At 64.5% G+C, this 16,899-nt stretch carries 16 protein-coding genes; 14 read left to right on the forward strand and 2 right to left on the reverse strand.

All coding sequences use genetic code 11. The features are described from left to right. Positions 1-76 precede the first annotated feature (76 nt). From J7355_RS11205 to J7355_RS11245, 9 genes are all read left to right on the forward strand, one after another. Positions 77-451, forward strand: coding sequence for an ATP synthase subunit I (locus J7355_RS11205; RefSeq protein ID WP_209062700.1), 375 nt, complete (start codon positions 77-79; stop codon positions 449-451). A gap of 52 nt (positions 452-503) precedes the next feature. Beyond that, a complete protein-coding gene (gene atpB, locus J7355_RS11210; RefSeq protein WP_209062702.1) occupies positions 504-1,346 on the forward strand; it encodes a F0F1 ATP synthase subunit A in 843 nt (280 codons plus the stop codon). Between the two features lie 47 nt (positions 1,347-1,393). Further along, entirely contained in the window at positions 1,394-1,672 is a 279-nt protein-coding gene (gene atpE, locus J7355_RS11215; protein ID WP_209062704.1) for a F0F1 ATP synthase subunit C, read from the forward strand. A 53-nt stretch (positions 1,673-1,725) separates the two neighbouring features. After that, positions 1,726-2,199 (forward strand): F0F1 ATP synthase subunit B, encoded by a 474-nt coding sequence (locus tag J7355_RS11220; protein ID WP_209062705.1) that lies wholly within the window; start codon positions 1,726-1,728, stop codon positions 2,197-2,199. Between the two features lie 2 nt (positions 2,200-2,201). Beyond that, the gene (locus J7355_RS11225; protein ID WP_209062707.1) at positions 2,202-2,738 is read left to right on the forward strand and encodes a F0F1 ATP synthase subunit delta; all 537 of its coding nucleotides are present in this window, start codon (positions 2,202-2,204) and stop codon (positions 2,736-2,738) included. Positions 2,739-2,810: 72 nt separating this feature from the next. Next, the gene (atpA, locus tag J7355_RS11230; protein ID WP_209062709.1) at positions 2,811-4,352 is read left to right on the forward strand and encodes a F0F1 ATP synthase subunit alpha; all 1,542 of its coding nucleotides are present in this window, start codon (positions 2,811-2,813) and stop codon (positions 4,350-4,352) included. A gap of 37 nt (positions 4,353-4,389) precedes the next feature. Continuing rightward, positions 4,390-5,250, forward strand: coding sequence for a F0F1 ATP synthase subunit gamma (gene atpG, locus J7355_RS11235; RefSeq protein WP_209062711.1), 861 nt, complete (start codon positions 4,390-4,392; stop codon positions 5,248-5,250). Positions 5,251-5,320: 70 nt separating this feature from the next. Then, a complete protein-coding gene (gene atpD / locus J7355_RS11240; protein ID WP_209062713.1) occupies positions 5,321-6,712 on the forward strand; it encodes a F0F1 ATP synthase subunit beta in 1,392 nt (463 codons plus the stop codon). 70 nt (positions 6,713-6,782) lie between these two features. Then, positions 6,783-7,196, forward strand: a complete 414-nt coding sequence (locus tag J7355_RS11245; RefSeq protein ID WP_209062715.1) for a F0F1 ATP synthase subunit epsilon — start codon at positions 6,783-6,785, stop codon at positions 7,194-7,196. 79 nt (positions 7,197-7,275) lie between these two features. On the opposite strand, the gene J7355_RS11250 is transcribed toward J7355_RS11245, so the two are convergent. Continuing rightward, entirely contained in the window at positions 7,276-7,431 is a 156-nt protein-coding gene (locus J7355_RS11250; protein WP_209062717.1) for a hypothetical protein, read from the reverse strand. On the opposite strand from J7355_RS11250, the gene J7355_RS11255 reads away from it, so the two are divergent. The 5 genes from J7355_RS11255 (at position 7,430) to glmS (ending at position 16,152) form a co-directional block, all read left to right on the forward strand. Next, complete coding sequence (locus J7355_RS11255) at positions 7,430-8,551, forward strand: hypothetical protein (protein WP_209062720.1); 1,122 nt, start codon at positions 7,430-7,432, stop codon at positions 8,549-8,551. The two genes, J7355_RS11250 and J7355_RS11255, sit on opposite strands and share 2 nt — an antisense overlap. A gap of 132 nt (positions 8,552-8,683) precedes the next feature. Further along, positions 8,684-10,312, forward strand: a complete 1,629-nt coding sequence (locus J7355_RS11260) for a glucan biosynthesis protein (protein WP_209062722.1) — start codon at positions 8,684-8,686, stop codon at positions 10,310-10,312. Further along, complete coding sequence (mdoH, locus tag J7355_RS11265) at positions 10,309-12,840, forward strand: glucans biosynthesis glucosyltransferase MdoH (protein WP_209062724.1); 2,532 nt, start codon at positions 10,309-10,311, stop codon at positions 12,838-12,840. Before J7355_RS11260 ends, mdoH begins: the two co-directional genes overlap by 4 nt. Positions 12,841-12,870: 30 nt before the next feature. Further along, the gene (gene glmU / locus J7355_RS11270) at positions 12,871-14,247 is read left to right on the forward strand and encodes a bifunctional UDP-N-acetylglucosamine diphosphorylase/glucosamine-1-phosphate N-acetyltransferase GlmU (protein WP_209062726.1); all 1,377 of its coding nucleotides are present in this window, start codon (positions 12,871-12,873) and stop codon (positions 14,245-14,247) included. Between the two features lie 60 nt (positions 14,248-14,307). After that, positions 14,308-16,152 carry a glutamine--fructose-6-phosphate transaminase (isomerizing) gene (gene glmS / locus J7355_RS11275; protein ID WP_209062728.1) on the forward strand — a complete coding sequence of 615 codons (1,845 nt, stop codon included), beginning with the start codon at positions 14,308-14,310 and terminating at the stop codon, positions 16,150-16,152. A 284-nt stretch (positions 16,153-16,436) separates the two neighbouring features. Here the strand turns inward: glmS and J7355_RS11280 are convergent, their stop codons facing one another. Continuing rightward, positions 16,437-16,853, reverse strand: a complete 417-nt coding sequence (locus tag J7355_RS11280) for a hypothetical protein (RefSeq protein WP_247739930.1) — start codon at positions 16,851-16,853, stop codon at positions 16,437-16,439. Between the last annotated feature and the right edge of the window lie 46 nt (positions 16,854-16,899).

Here is a 16,899-nt window from a genome sequence, read left to right on the forward strand (position 1 = left end):
TAGTCCGCCGAGCGCCGGATCTGTCGCGAGAGAAAAGCGTGTCAGAACGGTGCAGCGGTGGGGGATTCGCGCAGTGATGACCCGACCACGCCTGCGTAACATGCGCCTCGCATGGGCGGTGTTCGCAGCACAGATCACCACCGGTTTGTTCATGGCCGCCGTGTTCGGCGCCAGGGGCGGGCCGGAGCCGGCGATGGCAGCCTTTTTCGGGGCTGTCGTGGCTGCGGTGCCCGGCCTCTGGATGGCGTTGTGGATGTTGCCGCGCCGCCGCCAGACCGACGCATCCAGAATGGCTCGGTCCTTCTATTGGGGCGAGCTGGGAAAACTAGGATTGACCGCAGGGCTGTTTCTTACGGCAGCCCTTTTGTTTGGCCAGCAGTTTTTCGAGCTGCTGGCAACGTACGTGGCTTGCCTGGCTTGTTACTGGCTTGCCCTCATATTGACGCGCTAGCTGGCAGGAATGGCAGCGGGTTCGACATAGGCTTTCATCGAGGACAAATCGTATGGCCAGTGCCGAAGAAGGTGGCAGCGCCGCTACCCAGTACATCCAGCACCACCTGACGAACCTCAAGTTCGATCTGGCCAGCATGTCCTTCGACGGGCATGCCAGCGGATTCTGGGTGCTGAATGTCGACAGCCTGTTCTTCGCCATCGTGCTGGGCGTTTTCTTCCTGTTCTTCTTCCGCATGGCGGCCAAGAAGGCCACGGCCAGCGAGCCGGGCGGGCTGCAGAACTTCGTCGAAATGATCGTCGACTTCACCGATACCCAGGTGCGCGACATCTATCACGGCAGTTCCACGCTCATCGCGCCGCTCGCGCTGACGATCTTCGTCTGGGTCTTTTTGATGAACTTCATGGACCTGGTGCCGGTCGACGCGCTGCCGGCGGCCGCGCACGCCAGCGGCATCGAGTACCTGAAGGTGGTGCCGTCGACGGACCTGAACATCACCTTCGGTCTGTCGATCTCGGTCTTTCTGCTGATGATGTTCTACAGCGTGAAGATCAAGGGTGGGCTTGGCTTCCTCAAGGAAACGCTGACCCATCCCTTCGGCCCCTGGCTGGCGCCGTTCAACTTCATGCTGTTTGTGGTGGAGACCGTGGCCAAGCCCGTCTCGCTGTCGCTGCGACTGTTCGGCAACCTCTACGCCGGCGAGCTGATCTTCATTCTGATCGCCGTGTTCACGCTCGGCGCGGGCGCCAGCCTGCTGGCCGTGCCCATGTTCATTCTGCAGGTGCTGCTCGGCGTTGGCTGGGCGATCTTCCATATTCTGGTGATCACCCTGCAGGCCTATATCTTCGGCATGCTGACCATTGTCTATCTCAGCATGGCCCAAGAGCACCACTGATCTCACTGACCCACGACCCCACTGACTCGTAAACTGGAGAGTAGAAAATGGAACAAGCAATTGCTGACGTCCAGGGCATGACCGCCATTGCTGTCGCGATGCTGATCGGCTTCGGCGCCATCGGTACCGCGCTGGGCTTCGGCCTGCTGGGCGGCAAATTCCTGGAAGGTCTCGCTCGTCAGCCGGAAATGGCCCCGATGCTGACCGGCCGCATGTTTCTGATCGCCGGCCTGCTGGACGCCGTGTCCATGATCGGTGTCGGTATCGCCCTGTTCCTGACGTTCGCCAACCCGTTCGTGGCGGCCGTGCAGTCTGCGGGCGGCTAACACCCGGTTTCGCCTAGTCGCTTAAGTCGAGTTACGAAAGCCAGGGGTAACCCATGAGCATCAATGCCACACTGCTGGCCCAGATGATCGTCTTCGCGGTCTTCGTCTGGTTCACCATGAAGTTCGTATGGCCGCCGATCATGCAGGCCATGCGTGATCGCCAGAAGCGGATCAGCGAAGGTCTCGCGGCCGCCGAGCGCGGCGCCCGCGAGCTCAACGAAGCCACCGCCAAGGCCGAGGAAATGGTCGGCAAGGCGCGCGAGCAGGCCCAGGAAATCCTGACCAACGCTCAGCGCCAGGCCGACGATACCCTCGAGCGGGCTCGCGACGACGCCCGTGCCGAAGGCGAGCGCATCGTCACCGCTGCCCGCGAAGAAATCGATCAGGCCGTGGCTTCCGCCAAGGAAGACCTGCGCCGCGAAGTCGGTTCGCTGGCAGTGGTCGGTGCCGAGCGCATCCTCAAGCGCGAGATCGACGCCAAGGCGCATAACGACATCATCGACGACCTCGTCGCGGAGATTCGTTAGCCATGGCCGAGATGCAGACGCTGGCGCGGCCCTACGCGGACGCCGTGTTCGAACTCGCCGAGGCGCAGGGTCAGCTCGACGACTGGTCGCAGGCGCTGACCGCGCTTTCGGCCATCGTGTCCAACGAGGACGTCGTTCTGCTCATGGACAACCCCGAGATCGCCGACAGCCGCATGGCCGACGTGGTCATCGAGGTGGGTAACAGCGATCTGAACGAGGGCGCGCGGAATCTCGTGCGGCTGTTGGTGGAGAACGACCGGCTCAGTCTGGCGCCGGCGATCGCCACGCTGTACGAACAGCGCAAGGCCGACGCGGAACATCGCGTCGACGTGCGCGTGACATCGGCCGTCGAGTTTTCCGAAGAGCAGCGCTCGGCACTGGCCAAGTCTCTGGAGAAGCGGCTCGACCGCAGCGTGCGGCTGACGTTCGAGCAGGACGAAAACGTGATCGGCGGTGCCGTGATCCGGGCCGGCGACATGGTCATCGACGGGTCGCTGCGCGCTCAGCTCGAGCGCATGCGGCAGTCGCTGGCGCACTAGCCCGGATCCACAGGCGATCATCCGCTCGCGGCAGTTCGCCGCAAGCGACATGGATATAGAGGAATAAGGTCAATGCAACTCAATCCGTCGGAAATCTCAGACCTGATCAAGAAACGGATCGAAAACTTCGATTCCGTTACCGAGTCGCGCAACGTCGGCACGCTGGTGAGCCTCGCTGACGGCATTGCGAAAATTCACGGCCTGGCCGACGCGATGCAGGGCGAGATGCTCGAATTCCCGGGCGGCACCTTCGGTATTGCGCTCAACCTCGAGCGGGATTCGGTGGGCGCCGTGCTCATGGGCGACTACACGCATATTTCGGAAGGCGCCGAGGTCAAGACCACCGGCCGCATTCTGGAAGTGCCGGTCGGCGAGGAACTTCTGGGACGTGTCGTCGATCCGCTGGGTCAGCCGATCGACGGCAAGGGCGAGCTGGGCACCACCCAGACGTCGCCGATCGAAAAGGTCGCACCGGGCGTGATCGAGCGTCAGTCCGTCGACGAGCCGGTCCAGACCGGTCTCAAGTCGATCGACGCCATGATCCCGATCGGTCGCGGCCAGCGTGAGCTGATCATCGGTGACCGCCAGATCGGCAAGACCGCGATCGCGATCGACGCGATCATCAATCAGAAGGGCACGGGCATCAAGTGCATCTACGTGGCCATCGGGCAGAAGAACAGCTCGATCGCTGCCGTGGTGCGCAAGCTCGAGGAAGAAGGCGCGATGGACCACACCATCGTCGTCGCTGCGGGCGCGGCGATCTCGCCGGCGCTGCAGTACATCGCGCCGTACGCCGGCTGCTCGATGGGTGAGTTCTTCCGCGACAAGGGCGAGGACGCGCTGATCGTCTATGACGATCTGTCCAAGCAGGCGGTTGCCTATCGTCAGATTTCGCTGCTGCTGCGTCGTCCGCCGGGCCGTGAAGCCTACCCGGGTGACGTGTTCTATCTGCATTCACGTCTGCTGGAGCGCGCCTCGCGCATCAACGCCGATTACGTGGAAGAGCTGACCGAAGGCAAGGTCACCGGCAAGACCGGTTCGTTGACGGCGCTGCCGATCATCGAGACCCAGGCGGGCGACGTGTCTGCCTTCGTGCCGACCAACGTGATCTCGATTACCGACGGTCAGATCTATCTCGAGACCGACATGTTCAACGCCGGCACCCGCCCGGCCGTGAACGCCGGTCTGTCGGTGTCACGTGTGGGTGGTTCGGCCCAGACCAAGATCATCAAGAAGCTGGGCGGCGGCATTCGTCTGGCGCTGGCCCAGTATCGCGAGCTGGCGGCGTTCGCGCAGTTCGCCTCGGATCTGGACGATGCCACGCGCAAGCAGCTCGAGCACGGCGAGCGTGTGACCAAGCTGATGATTCAGAAGCAGTATCACCCGCTTTCCGTGGCGCTGACGGCCTCGTCGCTGTTCGCGGCGGAAGAGGGCTATCTCGACGACGTCGACGCCGACAAGGTCACCGACTTCGAGGCTGCGCTGCACCAGTACATGGAAAGCGAGCAGAAGGGTCTGGTCGACAAGATCAACGAGACCGGCGACTACAGCGACGAGATCAAATCGGAGCTGCACACGGCGCTGAAGGAATTCAAGGAAACCCATACGTGGTAACACCGCGCGTTCCTGAGTCCACCAACGGAGTCAACTGATGGCCGGCGGCAAGGAAGTCAAGACCAAGATCAAGAGCGTAGAAAATACGCAAAAGATCACCAAGGCCATGGAAATGGTCGCCGCGTCGAAGATGCGCAAGGCCCAGGAGCGCGTCGAGGCGGCGCGCCCCTACGCGCAGAAGATTCGGCGCACGATCGGCCATTTGGCACAGGCGAACCCCGACTTCCAGCATCCGTTTATGGTCGAGCGCGAAGTCAATCGGGTCGGGATGATCATCATCTCGACCGACCGCGGGCTTTGCGGCGGTCTGAACATCAACCTGTTCCGCAAGATCCTCGGCGAGCTGCGCCACTGGGAGAAGCAGAACGTCCCGGTGGACATCGTGGTCGTGGGCCGCAAGGCCGCGAGCTTCTTCCGTCGGATCAAGGACATCAAGGCGGAAGTGGTCGATCTCGGCGACGCCCCGCATCTCGACGACCTGATCGGCAGCATCAAGGTGATGCTCGACGGCTATCGCGAAGGCGAGATCGACCGCCTGTTCCTGATGGGCAACGAGTTCGTCAACACGATGACGCAGAAGCCGGAAGTGCAGCAGCTGCTGCCGGTGCCCGAAGACGAGGACGAAGACCTGCCGGACCACTGGGACTACATCTACGAGCCCGAGCCGGCCGAGCTGCTGGAGTCGATCCTGGTTCGCTACGTCGAGGCCCAGGTCTACCAGGGCGTGGTCGAGAACGTGGCCTGCGAGATGGCGGCCCGGATGGTCGCGATGAAGTCGGCGTCCGACAACGCCGGCGAGATCATCGACGACCTCCAGCTCGAGTACAACAAGCAGCGTCAGGCAGCCATTACGCAAGAGCTGTCTGAAATCGTGGCCGGCGCGGCCGCGGTGTCGTAACGGACCCGAACAAGCGAAACCCTAGACACAGATCGGCAGCGCGAAACGCTGCCCAGGTGAGGAATCGGATATGAGTAGCGGTACAGTCGTACAGATCATCGGCCCCGTTGTGGACGTGGAATTCGATCGCGAATCGTTGCCCAGCATTCACGACGCGCTGATCCTCAAGGAAAAGGACCTGGTGCTCGAAGTCGAGCAGCAGATCGGTGACGGCGTGGTCCGCTGTATCGCCATGGGCGTGACCGAAGGTCTGACCCGTGGTGCCACGGTCGAGAATACCGGCAGCCCGATCTCCGTGCCGGTCGGCCAAAAGACGCTGGGCCGCATCATGAACGTGCTCGGCGAGCCGATCGACAAGCAGGGCGATATCGGCGCTGACGAGAAGGCGCCGATCCATCGCGCCGCGCCATCCTTCGAGGATCAGTCCGGCGGCCAGGAACTGCTGGAAACCGGCATCAAGGTCATCGATCTGCTCTGCCCGTTCGCCAAGGGCGGCAAGGTCGGCCTGTTCGGCGGCGCCGGCGTGGGCAAGACCGTGAACATGATGGAGCTCATCCGTAACATCGCCGCGGAGCACTCCGGTTACTCCGTGTTCGCGGGTGTCGGCGAGCGTACCCGTGAAGGCAATGACTTCTACTACGAGATGCAGGAGTCGAACGTCATCGACAAGGTGGCCCTGGTCTACGGCCAGATGAACGAGCCGCCGGGCAACCGTCTGCGTGTCGCGCTGACCGGCCTGACCATGGCCGAGTTCTTCCGTGACGAAGGTCGTGACGTACTGCTGTTCATCGACAACATCTACCGCTACACGCTGGCCGGTACCGAGGTGTCCGCGCTGCTGGGTCGCATGCCGTCGGCGGTGGGTTACCAGCCGACGCTGGCCGAGGAAATGGGCCTGCTGCAGGAGCGCATTACCTCCACCAAGACGGGCTCGATCACGTCGGTGCAGGCCGTATACGTGCCCGCGGACGACTTGACCGACCCCTCGCCGGCGACCACCTTCGCGCATCTGGACGCGACCGTGGTGTTGGCGCGTGGCATTGCCGAGCGCGGCATCTACCCCGCCGTGGATCCGCTCGACTCCACCTCGCGTCAGCTCGACCCGAACGTGATCGGCAACGACCACTATCAGACGGCGCGCGACGTGCAGCAGACGCTGCAGCGTTATCGCGAGCTCAAGGACATCATCGCGATCCTGGGCATGGACGAGCTGTCGGAAGAGGACAAGTTGGCAGTGTCCCGGGCGCGCAAGATCGAGCGCTTCCTGTCGCAGCCTTTCTTCGTGGCCGAAGTGTTCACGGGTTCGCCCGGTAAGTACGTGCCGCTGACCGAGACCATTCGCGGTTTCCGCGGCATTGTCGACGGCGACTACGATCACCTGCCCGAACAGGCCTTCTACATGGTCGGTACCATCGACGAGGCCGTGAAGAAGGGCGAAGACATGGGCAAGAAGGCGGCCTGATAGCCGCCGGCATGAAACGGACGGTCGGCGCCGTGGCGGCGCCGGCCTTCTTCTTCCATAGAGCAGCGATATGAAACTACACGTTGACCTCGTCAGTGCCGAAGGCCAGATCTATTCCGGGTCGGCGACCATGGTATTCGTCGCCGCGGAAATGGGTGAGGTCGGCATCGCGCCGCGCCATGCGCCGCTGCTCACGCGCATGCGCCCCGGCCAGGTTCGTATTCAGGAGGAAGGCCAGGAAGAGCAGCAGTTCTTCGTCTCCGGCGGCGTGCTCGAAGTCCAGCCCCACCTGGTGACCGTCATGGCGGATACCGCCGAGCGTGCGGCGGATATCGACGAAGCAGCGGCCGAGAAAGCCAAGCAACGCGCCGAAGAGCAGGTGGCCAAGGCCGAGGACAAGGTCGATATCGCCCGTGCCCAGTCCGAACTGGCCGAAGCAGCGGCACGCCTGCACATGGTCAAGAAACTGCGCTCCGGTCAGTAAGGCCCGCCGGTTCGATACGCACGAAACCTATAGACAAGTTCACCTTCTACGGGTAACTTGCGGTGCGTGCAGCATTCCGCTAGGTTTGTTGCATCGCGTCATCCATACCTTCCCCGGTACACGCCATGCCGCGTGACGGCTTCGCAATCCGGTTTTTTCTTTGGGCCAGTGGCTTCGCGTTGCTGTGCCCCGTCTCGGCGGGGGCCAGCCCGGCCAAGTCCATATCGCCCTTCATGTCGTCTTCGTTCGAGCGAACGATCCATGGCGATGAGCGCACCGTCGATCTGTCCGGCATGGCACGCGGCTTCGGCCGTGCCGAGGCGTTTGTCGGCGTGGACGCCCTCAGCAGCGCGACCCAGCAGTATCTAACCAGTGGCTTGCAGTGGCGTACCGACGCCAACGACGTGCCGCTGCTGAAGGTTTCGGCCCTGCGCACCGAAGGCGAGGGCAATACCCTCGGTGGCGGGCAGACCCTTGTTCGCGCGGAGAATCGTCTCGATCTCGGGGGGCGCTGGTATATGCCCGACCTGTCCACGGAAGTGGCCCAGGTCAGCAACAAGAACGCCCAGGGCGACCCCCTGGTCGGCCGCGCCGCCCGCATGGGCCTGACCGGTAGCGTGGGCGCGGGCGAATCCACGCTGAGTTATTTCCAGGCCGATCCGCAGTTCAATGCGCTCGGCAGCGCGATCGTCGCCGGCGACCGGGGCGTCGAGTTGCAGAACAACCAGTCGCTGGGATCGCGCTGGCAGGTATCCCACGATCTGCGCCTGCATCAGCCGTCCGCACTGCGCGAAGACTCGGCGCTGGCACAATCGCTGGTGGTGTCGCGTCGCAAGACGATGACCGATTTCGGCCGCCCCTGGCAGTTCAGCGCCCACCTCGGCGCCCCTGTGGACAGCCGTGCCAGCGACAGTACGCCGTTGGCACTGGAACTTGCGGCACAAACGCTGCGCTGGCGCGACTGGCGCATCGACAGCAGTCTCGGCTGGTACGCCGCGAGCATGGCGGCACCGCTGGCGCTACCGGTCGACGGCACGCTCTGGCAGTTCTCGGCGAGCCGCGGGCTGCGTATCGCCGGTTTCGATGCCGAGCTGTCACCGACGTTCGCGCTTGGCCAAAGCCGCTATGCGCAGGTACGCGGTGCCACGCGGACTGGCGTGAACCTCGGCCTGTCCCAGCTCAGCGATCGGGTGGATCTGAGCGTCAATTATCTGTCTGCCGGCTGGGCGGCCACACCCGGCGCCGAGGACGACGTGCAGATGACCGTCAACTTTTCGCAAAGTACCGGCGCGATCCTGCCTGGTCTGCGTTCCATGGCGCAGAAATTGCGCTTGCCCTGGAAGCGCCGCTACTGAAATACGCACGCCGCGCCCAGGCTGGCACGCGTTTTGTTAGATTAAGCGCAGCGTATCGAAGCGGAACTCGTCGAGGGCGCCTGCTGTCGGTAGCAGGATTGGCGGGGGCCGTGGTTCACACTGGAGTATCAAATGATTAGGCACTGGCCCACTGGCCTGCTCGCGGGGTTTCTTGTGCTCGGCACAACGCTCGCGATACCTGCAGCGGCAGCCGAGGCATCGGCAGCAGAGGGCAAGGCCGCGAAGCAGACCTCGGACGCAGGTGAAGCGCCCAAGGCCGATGCGACGTCCGACACCCGAACCGGCAAGGACGGGTTCGGCTACGACGACGTGGTGGAACGCGCCAAGGCGCGTGCCGGCAAGCCATACAGCGCGCCGTCGCAGATTCCCAAGTTTCTGCAGGAATTCGATTTCGCGCAGCTCGATCAGATCGGCTACAAGCGCGATCGTGCCCTGTGGCACGACACTGGTCTGCCTTTCGAGTCGATGTTCTACCACCCCGGCTCGTATTACACGCATCCGGTGAAGATGCATCTGGTCAACGATCACGGGGTCGGCGAGTTCCGGTTCGACAAGAACCGTTTCCAGTATCCGAACCCCGAACTGCGCGATCGCATACCGGAAGATCTGGGCTACGCCGGTTTCAAGCTGCTGCACGAGCTCGAAACCGAGGGTAAGCTCGATGAGATCGTGTCCTTTCTGGGCGCGTCCTATTTCCGTGCACTTGGCGCCGACGAGCACTACGGCCTGTCCGCGCGCGGGCTTGCGATCAACACCGGCGGAGAATCCGGCGAGGAATTCCCGGCGTTCGTGAGCTTCTGGCTCGTCGAGCCGGACAAGAAGGCCGACACGATCACGGCCTATGCCCTGCTCGACTCCCCGAGCGCCGCCGGCGCGTATCGCTTCGAGATCACGCCCGGCGAGGCCACGAAGACCCGCGTGGAAGCGACGCTGTTCACGCGCAAGGCGATTGGCAAGCTCGGCGTCGCGCCGCTCACCAGCATGTTTATGTGGGGCGAGAACAGCCTCACGCGCCTCGACGACTATCGCCCCGAAGCCCACGACTCCGACGGCCTGCTGATCTCGGCGCCGAACGGCGAATGGCTCTGGCGGCCGCTGCGCAATCCGCAGAAGCTGTCCATGAATCAGTTTGCGGCGAACAACGTTCGCGGCTTCGGGCTCATGCAGCGGGATCGCGATTTCGACCACTATCAGGATCTCGACTATCAGTACGAGCGCCGCCCAAGTGCCTGGATCACCCCCGAGGGCGATTGGGGCGACGGCCATCTGGAGCTGGTGCAAATCCCGTCGGACAGCGAAGTCAACGACAACATCGCGCTCTACTGGGTGCCGAAGGATCCGGTGGAAGCGGGCGAGCGGCTGCACTACGCGTACAACATCAACTGGAGCTCGCAGCTCGCCGGCCCCGATTCGCTGGCCCACGCCGCGGCTTCGCGCATCGGCCGCGCGGCAGTGGTACCGGGGCAGCCGCGCGACACCATTCGGGTGGCCATCGAATTCGTCGGCGGTGAGCTCGAAAATCTCACCGAGGCGGGTGACGTGCAGCCGCGGGTGAATGCGATGCGCGATGCCACGATCAACAACATCGAAGCGGTGCGCAACCCGCATACCGGCGGCTGGCGCCTGACTTTCCTGGTGCCCACCGAGTCGCTGGACTCGCCGCTCGAGTTGCGCGCGTTCCTAGCGGATGCCAATGGCGGCGCGCTTACCCAGACCTGGAGTTACGCGCTATCACCGTGAGCGAGGACAGGCCCGCCAACGCGGAAGTGATCGAAGCGGTCGACGCCTATCTGTCGCGGCTCGGCCTGGCAGACGACAGGCGCCGTGCCCTGCGTGCCCGGGTCATCGACGCCCGCCCCGCGGATCGCCGTGCGGCGCTCCAGCGGTTGCGCGAACAGTTGCAGGACGATGATGGCGATATCCAGGCCGATGGCAGTGATCACGAGCTGATCTCGCGCATCGAGACCACCTATCCGCGCCTGCGGCACGAGGATGAAGCGCACCCGCCGACCGCGGGCGCGCTGCGCAGCGCGGCCATGCCGCAACTCAACCGCTGGCCGATGTCCCCGGCCGATATCGACCGCCGGCCGTGGCGTTTCCTGCCGTGGCTGCGTCGAGCCAGCAACGGCCTGCCCAAGGCCGTGCCCAGTCGGCTGAAGGGCGTCGTACGCTGGCGCCAGACGCTGCTGGCGTTCATGGTGGCCCTGCCAGCGGCGGGCGCGGCGGCCTATATGGCGACCGTGCTGCCGCATCGCGGTGCGACGATCCTGGAAACGTTCATCCTCGGCGCGGCGTTCATGCTCTTCGCCTGGATCCTGGTTGGCTTCTGGACCGCGCTGTCGGGGTTCTTCGTGCTCTGGCGGGGGGACCGCTACCTGGTACGGGCTGAACCGTCGCCGCCTGCCGCGGCGTCCGTACCGCTCGCCGACGATGCAATGGGAACCGCTGCGCCGCCGGCCGACGACGCCCGTACCGCCATCGTCATGCCGATCTACGAGGAAGAGGTCACGCGGACCTTCGCCGGGCTGCAGGCAATCTATGAATCCCTGCAGGCGACCGGCCGCCTCGATGCGTTCGATTTTTTCGTGCTCAGCGATTCGGTCAAGCCGGATACGGTGGTGGCCGAAGAGAACGCCTGGGCCGAGACGTGTCGCCGTCTGGATGCCTTCGGCCGTCTGTTCTATCGCCGCCGGCGCGCGCGCGTGAAGCGCAAAAGCGGCAATCTGGCCGATTTCTGCCGGCGCTGGGGCGGGCATTACCGCTACATGATCGTGCTCGACGCCGACAGCATCATGGCGGGCGACACGCTAACCGCGCTGGTCGACCGGATGCAGGCCAACCCCGGCGCGGGCTTGATCCAGACGCCGCCCACGGCGGTCAATCGCGACAGCGTGCTCGCACGGGTGGCGCAATTCGCCACCCGTGTCTACGGGCGCATGTTCGCGGCGGGGCTGCATTTCTGGCATCTGGACAACGCGCACTATTGGGGCCATAACGCCATCATCCGGATCGAGCCGTTCATGGCCCACTGCGCGCTGCCGCGACTGCCGGGCCGGGGGGCGCTGTCCGGCGACATCCTCAGCCACGATTTCGTCGAGGCGGCGCTCATGCGCCGTGCCGGTTGGGGGGTGTATATCGCCTACGACCTGCCCGGCAGCTACGAGGAGGTGCCGCCGACGCTACTCGATGAGCTCGGCCGCGACCGGCGCTGGTGCCAGGGCAATATCCAGCACATCCGGCTGCTGTTTTCGGATAACCTCGCGCCGGCGCATCGCGCACTGTTCGCCAACGGCGTGATGGCTTATACCTCGGCCGCGATCTGGTTCGTATTCCTGCTGCTGTCGAGTGCCGAGGCGGTGCTCGAGGCGCTGCGCACGCCCGACTATTTTCCGGTTGCGGGCGCGTTGTTCCCGCAGTGGCCGGTATGGCAGCCGATCTGGGCCGTCAGCCTGTTCGTGGCGACCCTGGTGGTGTTGTTCCTGCCCAAGATCCTCGGCGTGGTGATGATCGTCGCGCGCGGTACCCAGCGCGAGTTCGGCGGCGTCGGCAATCTGATCGCATCGACGCTGATCGAGATCGTGCTGACGTCACTGCTCGCGCCGATCCGCATGCTCGCGCACACGCGCTTCGTGTTCACCACGCTTATCGGCAAGCAGGTGAAATGGAACGCGCAGCAGCGGGCCGATGCACAGGTGCCCTGGCTGCGGGCGCTGCGTTTTCATATGTGGGGCATGCTGTTGGCGCTGGGCTGGGGCGGGTTGCTGCTCTGGTATACGCCCGGCTTTGCGCCGTGGCTGGCGCCGATTCTCGTGCCGCTCATCCTAGCTCCGGCGATTACCGTGCTCACCTCGCGCGCCGATCTGGGCATCTGGATGCGCAGGCACGATCTCCAGCTGATCCCGGAGGAGCGCAACGCGCCGGCCGAACTCGCGCGCGTGGTCGAACTCGAAACCGATGCGCCGCCCGAAGCCGGTTTCGTGGAAGCCGTGGTGGACCCGGTGATCAACGCCATGCATGTCGGCATGCAGGGGCACGAACGCCGTTTCGCGCCGCCCATCGCCGAGTATCGGCGGGAGCTGGCCGAGCGTGTGCTCGACCATGGTCCGGAATCGCTTTCGGTCGATGAAAAACGCCGTCTGCTGGCCGATCCGGCACGGATGCACTGGTTGCATGTCGAGGTCTGGGCCGAGATGCCCGCGGCATGGGCCGGCTGGCTCGGCGAGCGCCCGGCCGACCCGTCTACGCAAGGCGTGGCCGGGGCTGTATAGTCCACGACAAACCGTCGAATCGCACTCATTATGGGTCTACATATCGTTGTCCTCGCGGCGGGCAAGGGCAAACGCATGCACTCCGCGTTGCCGAAAGTCCTGCAGCCTCTGGGCGATCGCCCGCTGCTCAAGCACGTCGTCGAGGCCGCACAGGCGCTCGACCCGCAGCAGATTCACGTGGTCTACGGTCACGGCGCCGAGCAGGTGCAGTCTGCATTGGGCTATCTGGACGTGAACTGGGTCTATCAGGCACAGCAGCTTGGCACCGGCCATGCCGTCGCCCAGGCGATCGACGATGTGCCGGACGATGCCCGTGTGCTGGTGCTCTACGGCGACGTGCCGCTCATGCGTGCGGGCACCTTGTCGCATCTGGTGGAGGCGGCCGGCCGCGACGCGCTGGCACTGCTCACCGTGGTGCTGGATGATCCCGCGGGCTATGGGCGCATCAAGCGTAATGACGAGAACCGGGTGGTCGGTATCGTCGAGGACAAGGACACCACCGCCGACGAACGCCATATCCGCGAGGTGAACACGGGCCTGCTGTGCGCGCAGGCGCGCCACTTGCGCGACTGGCTGTCGCGCCTGACCAACGAAAACACCCAAGGCGAGTACTACCTGACCGACTGCATCGCCATGGCATCGAGCGATGGGGTGCAGATCGTGGCCGGCCAGTCCGGCAACATCGAGGAGACCCAGGGCATCAACAACAAGCGTGATCTCGCGCTGGCCGAGCGCCTGCTGCAGCGCCGGCAGGCGGATGCGCTCATGGATCAGGGCCTGACGCTGCGCGATCCCGATCGCTTCGATCTGCGTGGGTCCCTGCGCATCGGGCGTGACTGCCTGATCGACGTCAACGCGGTCATCGAAGGCGAAGTGGTGCTCGGTGACAACGTCACGGTCGGGCCGCACTGCGTGCTGCGCAACTGCGAAATCGGCGACCACAGTCAGGTGCTGTCGCATACCGTGATCGAGCACGCCCAGGTCGGTGCGCGTTGCCAGATCGGGCCGTTCGCCCGTCTGAGGCCGGACACGCGACTGGCCGACCGCGCCAAGATCGGCAACTTCGTCGAGACCAAGAAGATCAGCCTCGGCGCGGGCAGCAAGATCAATCATCTCAGCTATGTCGGCGACGCCACCGTTGGCGACAACGTCAACATCGGTGCCGGTGTGATCACCTGCAACTACGACGGCGCCAACAAGCATGTCACCACCATTGGCGACGATGCCTTCATCGGTTCGGACAGCCAGCTCGTGGCGCCGGTGGATATCGGCCACGGCGCGACGATCGGGGCCGGCTCGACGGTCACCAAGACCGCGCCCGCCGAGGCACTGACGCTGTCACGCGCCAAGCAGGTGAGTATCGACGGCTGGAAACGGCCGATAAAGCACACGCCCGGCCACGACTAGCAGGCCGGATCACCGTGCCGGTCTTTCGCGGCGCGGTGCCACGAAAGAAGGAACGCTCGAATGTGCGGAATTGTCGGGGCCAGCGCCCAGCGTGATGTCGAACCCATTCTGCTCGAAGGGCTGCGCCGGCTCGAATATCGCGGCTACGATTCCGCCGGTCTGGCGCTGGTGCACGACGGCGCGCTGGATCGCACCCGCGCGGTCGGCAAGGTACAGGCGCTCGCCGACCGGCTCGACGAGGCGCCGCGCCCCGGCAGCCTGGGCATCGCCCATACCCGCTGGGCCACGCATGGCGGCGTGTCGGAGGCCAACGCCCATCCGCATGTCTCGACCGAGCGCGTCGCCGTTGTGCACAACGGCATCATCGAGAACTTCGAGCCGCTGCGCGCGCGGCTCGTGGACCAGGGCTACGAATTCACGTCGCAGACCGATACGGAAGTAATCGCCCATCTGGTCGACAGCCATCTCGGCACCGGCACCGATCTGGCAGGCGCGGTGCGCGCGACCGTGAACGAGCTGCACGGCGCCTATGCATTGGCCGTGGTCTGCCGCGACGATCCGCAAACGCTTGTGGCAACACGCAGCGGCTCGCCGCTGGTGCTTGGCGTGGGCATCGGCGAGCATTTCGTCGCCTCCGATGTGGCAGCACTGCTGCCGGTCACCCGCAATTTCGTCTACCTCGAGGAAGGCGACCTGGTGATCATGAGCGCGGAGCGCTACGACATTCTCGACGGCGAAGGCCAGGTGGTCGAACGCGAGGTCAAGGAGACCGGGCTGTCGATCTCGGCGACAGAGAAAGGCGACTATCGCCATTTTATGCTCAAGGAGATCTACGAGCAGCCGCGGGCGCTGGCCGAAACCTGGCAGGGCCGGATCTCGGCCGACGATATCTTTGCCTCCAGCATCAGCGCCGAGGCCAAGACGCTGCTCGAAGGCGTCGAGGCGATCCATATCGTGGCCTGCGGTACCAGTCATCATGCCGGGTTGGTCGCGCGCTACTGGCTCGAATCGATGGCGCGTATTCCCTGCAACGTCGAACTGGCGAGCGAATATCGCTATCGCGACCCGGTGGTGCCCAAGAACTGCCTGTTCGTGACGCTTTCGCAATCGGGCGAGACCGCCGATACGCTCGCCGCGCTACGCTATGCCAAGTCCCTCGGCAACGGCCGCGACAATAACACCGGCGGATACATGGCCACGCTGGCCATCTGCAACAAGCCGGAAACCTCGCTCACCCGCGAATCCGACCTGGTGCTGATGACCCACGCAGGACCGGAAATCGGCGTGGCGTCGACTAAAGCCTTCACGACGCAGCTGCTGTGTCTGCTGCTGCTTACCGGCATGCTCGAGCGCGATAGCGCCGACCGGCGCGCGCTCGCGCAGGACGTTCATCGCGTCGCGGAAGCCGTCGAGCAGGTGCTCGATCTCGACGACGCTATTCGCAAACTGGCCGAAGAGTTTGTCGACAAGCAGCACGCCCTGTTTCTGGGGCGCGGGCCGATGTACCCGATCGCCATGGAGGGCGCGCTCAAGCTCAAGGAAATCTCCTACCTGCACGCCGAAGCCTATGCTGCCGGCGAACTCAAGCACGGCCCGCTCGCGCTTGTGGACGAAAAGATGCCGGTAATCGCGGTGGCGCCGAAGAACGACTGGCTCGAGAAGGTGAAATCGAATCTGCAGGAAGTGCGGGCGCGGGGCGGCAAGCTCTATGTGTTCGCGGACGCCGAAGCCGGACTCGATACCGGCCCCGGCATCACCGTGCTCGATATGCCGCATGTGGACGAAACCCTGGCGCCGATTGCCTATACCGTGCCGCTGCAGCTGCTCGCCTATCACGTTGCCGTGGCCAAGGGCACCGATGTCGACCAGCCGCGCAACCTGGCGAAGTCGGTCACTGTCGAATAACGGCGCGTACCCTTAGAACGACGGACGCACATCGAGCCCGCAGGGCCCGAACTGTTTTCCCCGAGCCGGCGCGGCGTCTGCCCGCCGGCCGTCGCCCGGATCGTCGGGCGGCAGGGTGCCGCCTGTATCCGGTGATTGTGGCGCTTCGTCGGGCGCGAAGCGTTACCTCAGCCGCGCGATGCGGTTCGCACGTGGCGCATCGATGGTTCGTGGCGTGATCGCGGCCGATTTCCAGTGTGCTCGCGGGCCCGCGCGGCAGCGTGTGCTGCCCGGTAGCCTAGGTGTCAGCTGCGCTGCGAGCTGGTGAAGCTCAACATGCGATCCTGATCGCGCAGCAGATAGAGGGCGATACAGGCGGCCAGCATCGGCCATGCCGCGAAGAACAGCAGGTGTGTGCCTTCGAACGGCGTCAGATACTGGCGAAAGGCCGAGAAGGTCGATACGCCGTGCAAGACCATGACGAGACCATAGGTCAGCCGCTTTCGAAGCCCGGCGACGAACGCGATGATCAGCACACCCTCGAGAATGCCCAGCCCCCAGACCAGCATCGAGCCGACCCCGGGAATCGCGTAGAACTTCTCGAAGATGCCGGCCGCATGGGACGGGTTGGCGAACTTGTCGATGGTCCAGATGGCCATGACGATGAACACGCCCAGGCGCAGTAGCAGCAGACTCAGTTGCAGTCGTGTCCGGTCGGTCATGGCGTCCATGCTCCAGCAGGCGTTGGCGTTGGAAGTCGCGGTCGCG

Source organism: Endozoicomonas sp. G2_2 (assembly GCF_017744135.1).
In the GTDB taxonomy this organism is placed as follows: domain Bacteria; phylum Pseudomonadota; class Gammaproteobacteria; order Nevskiales; family Salinisphaeraceae; genus Salinisphaera.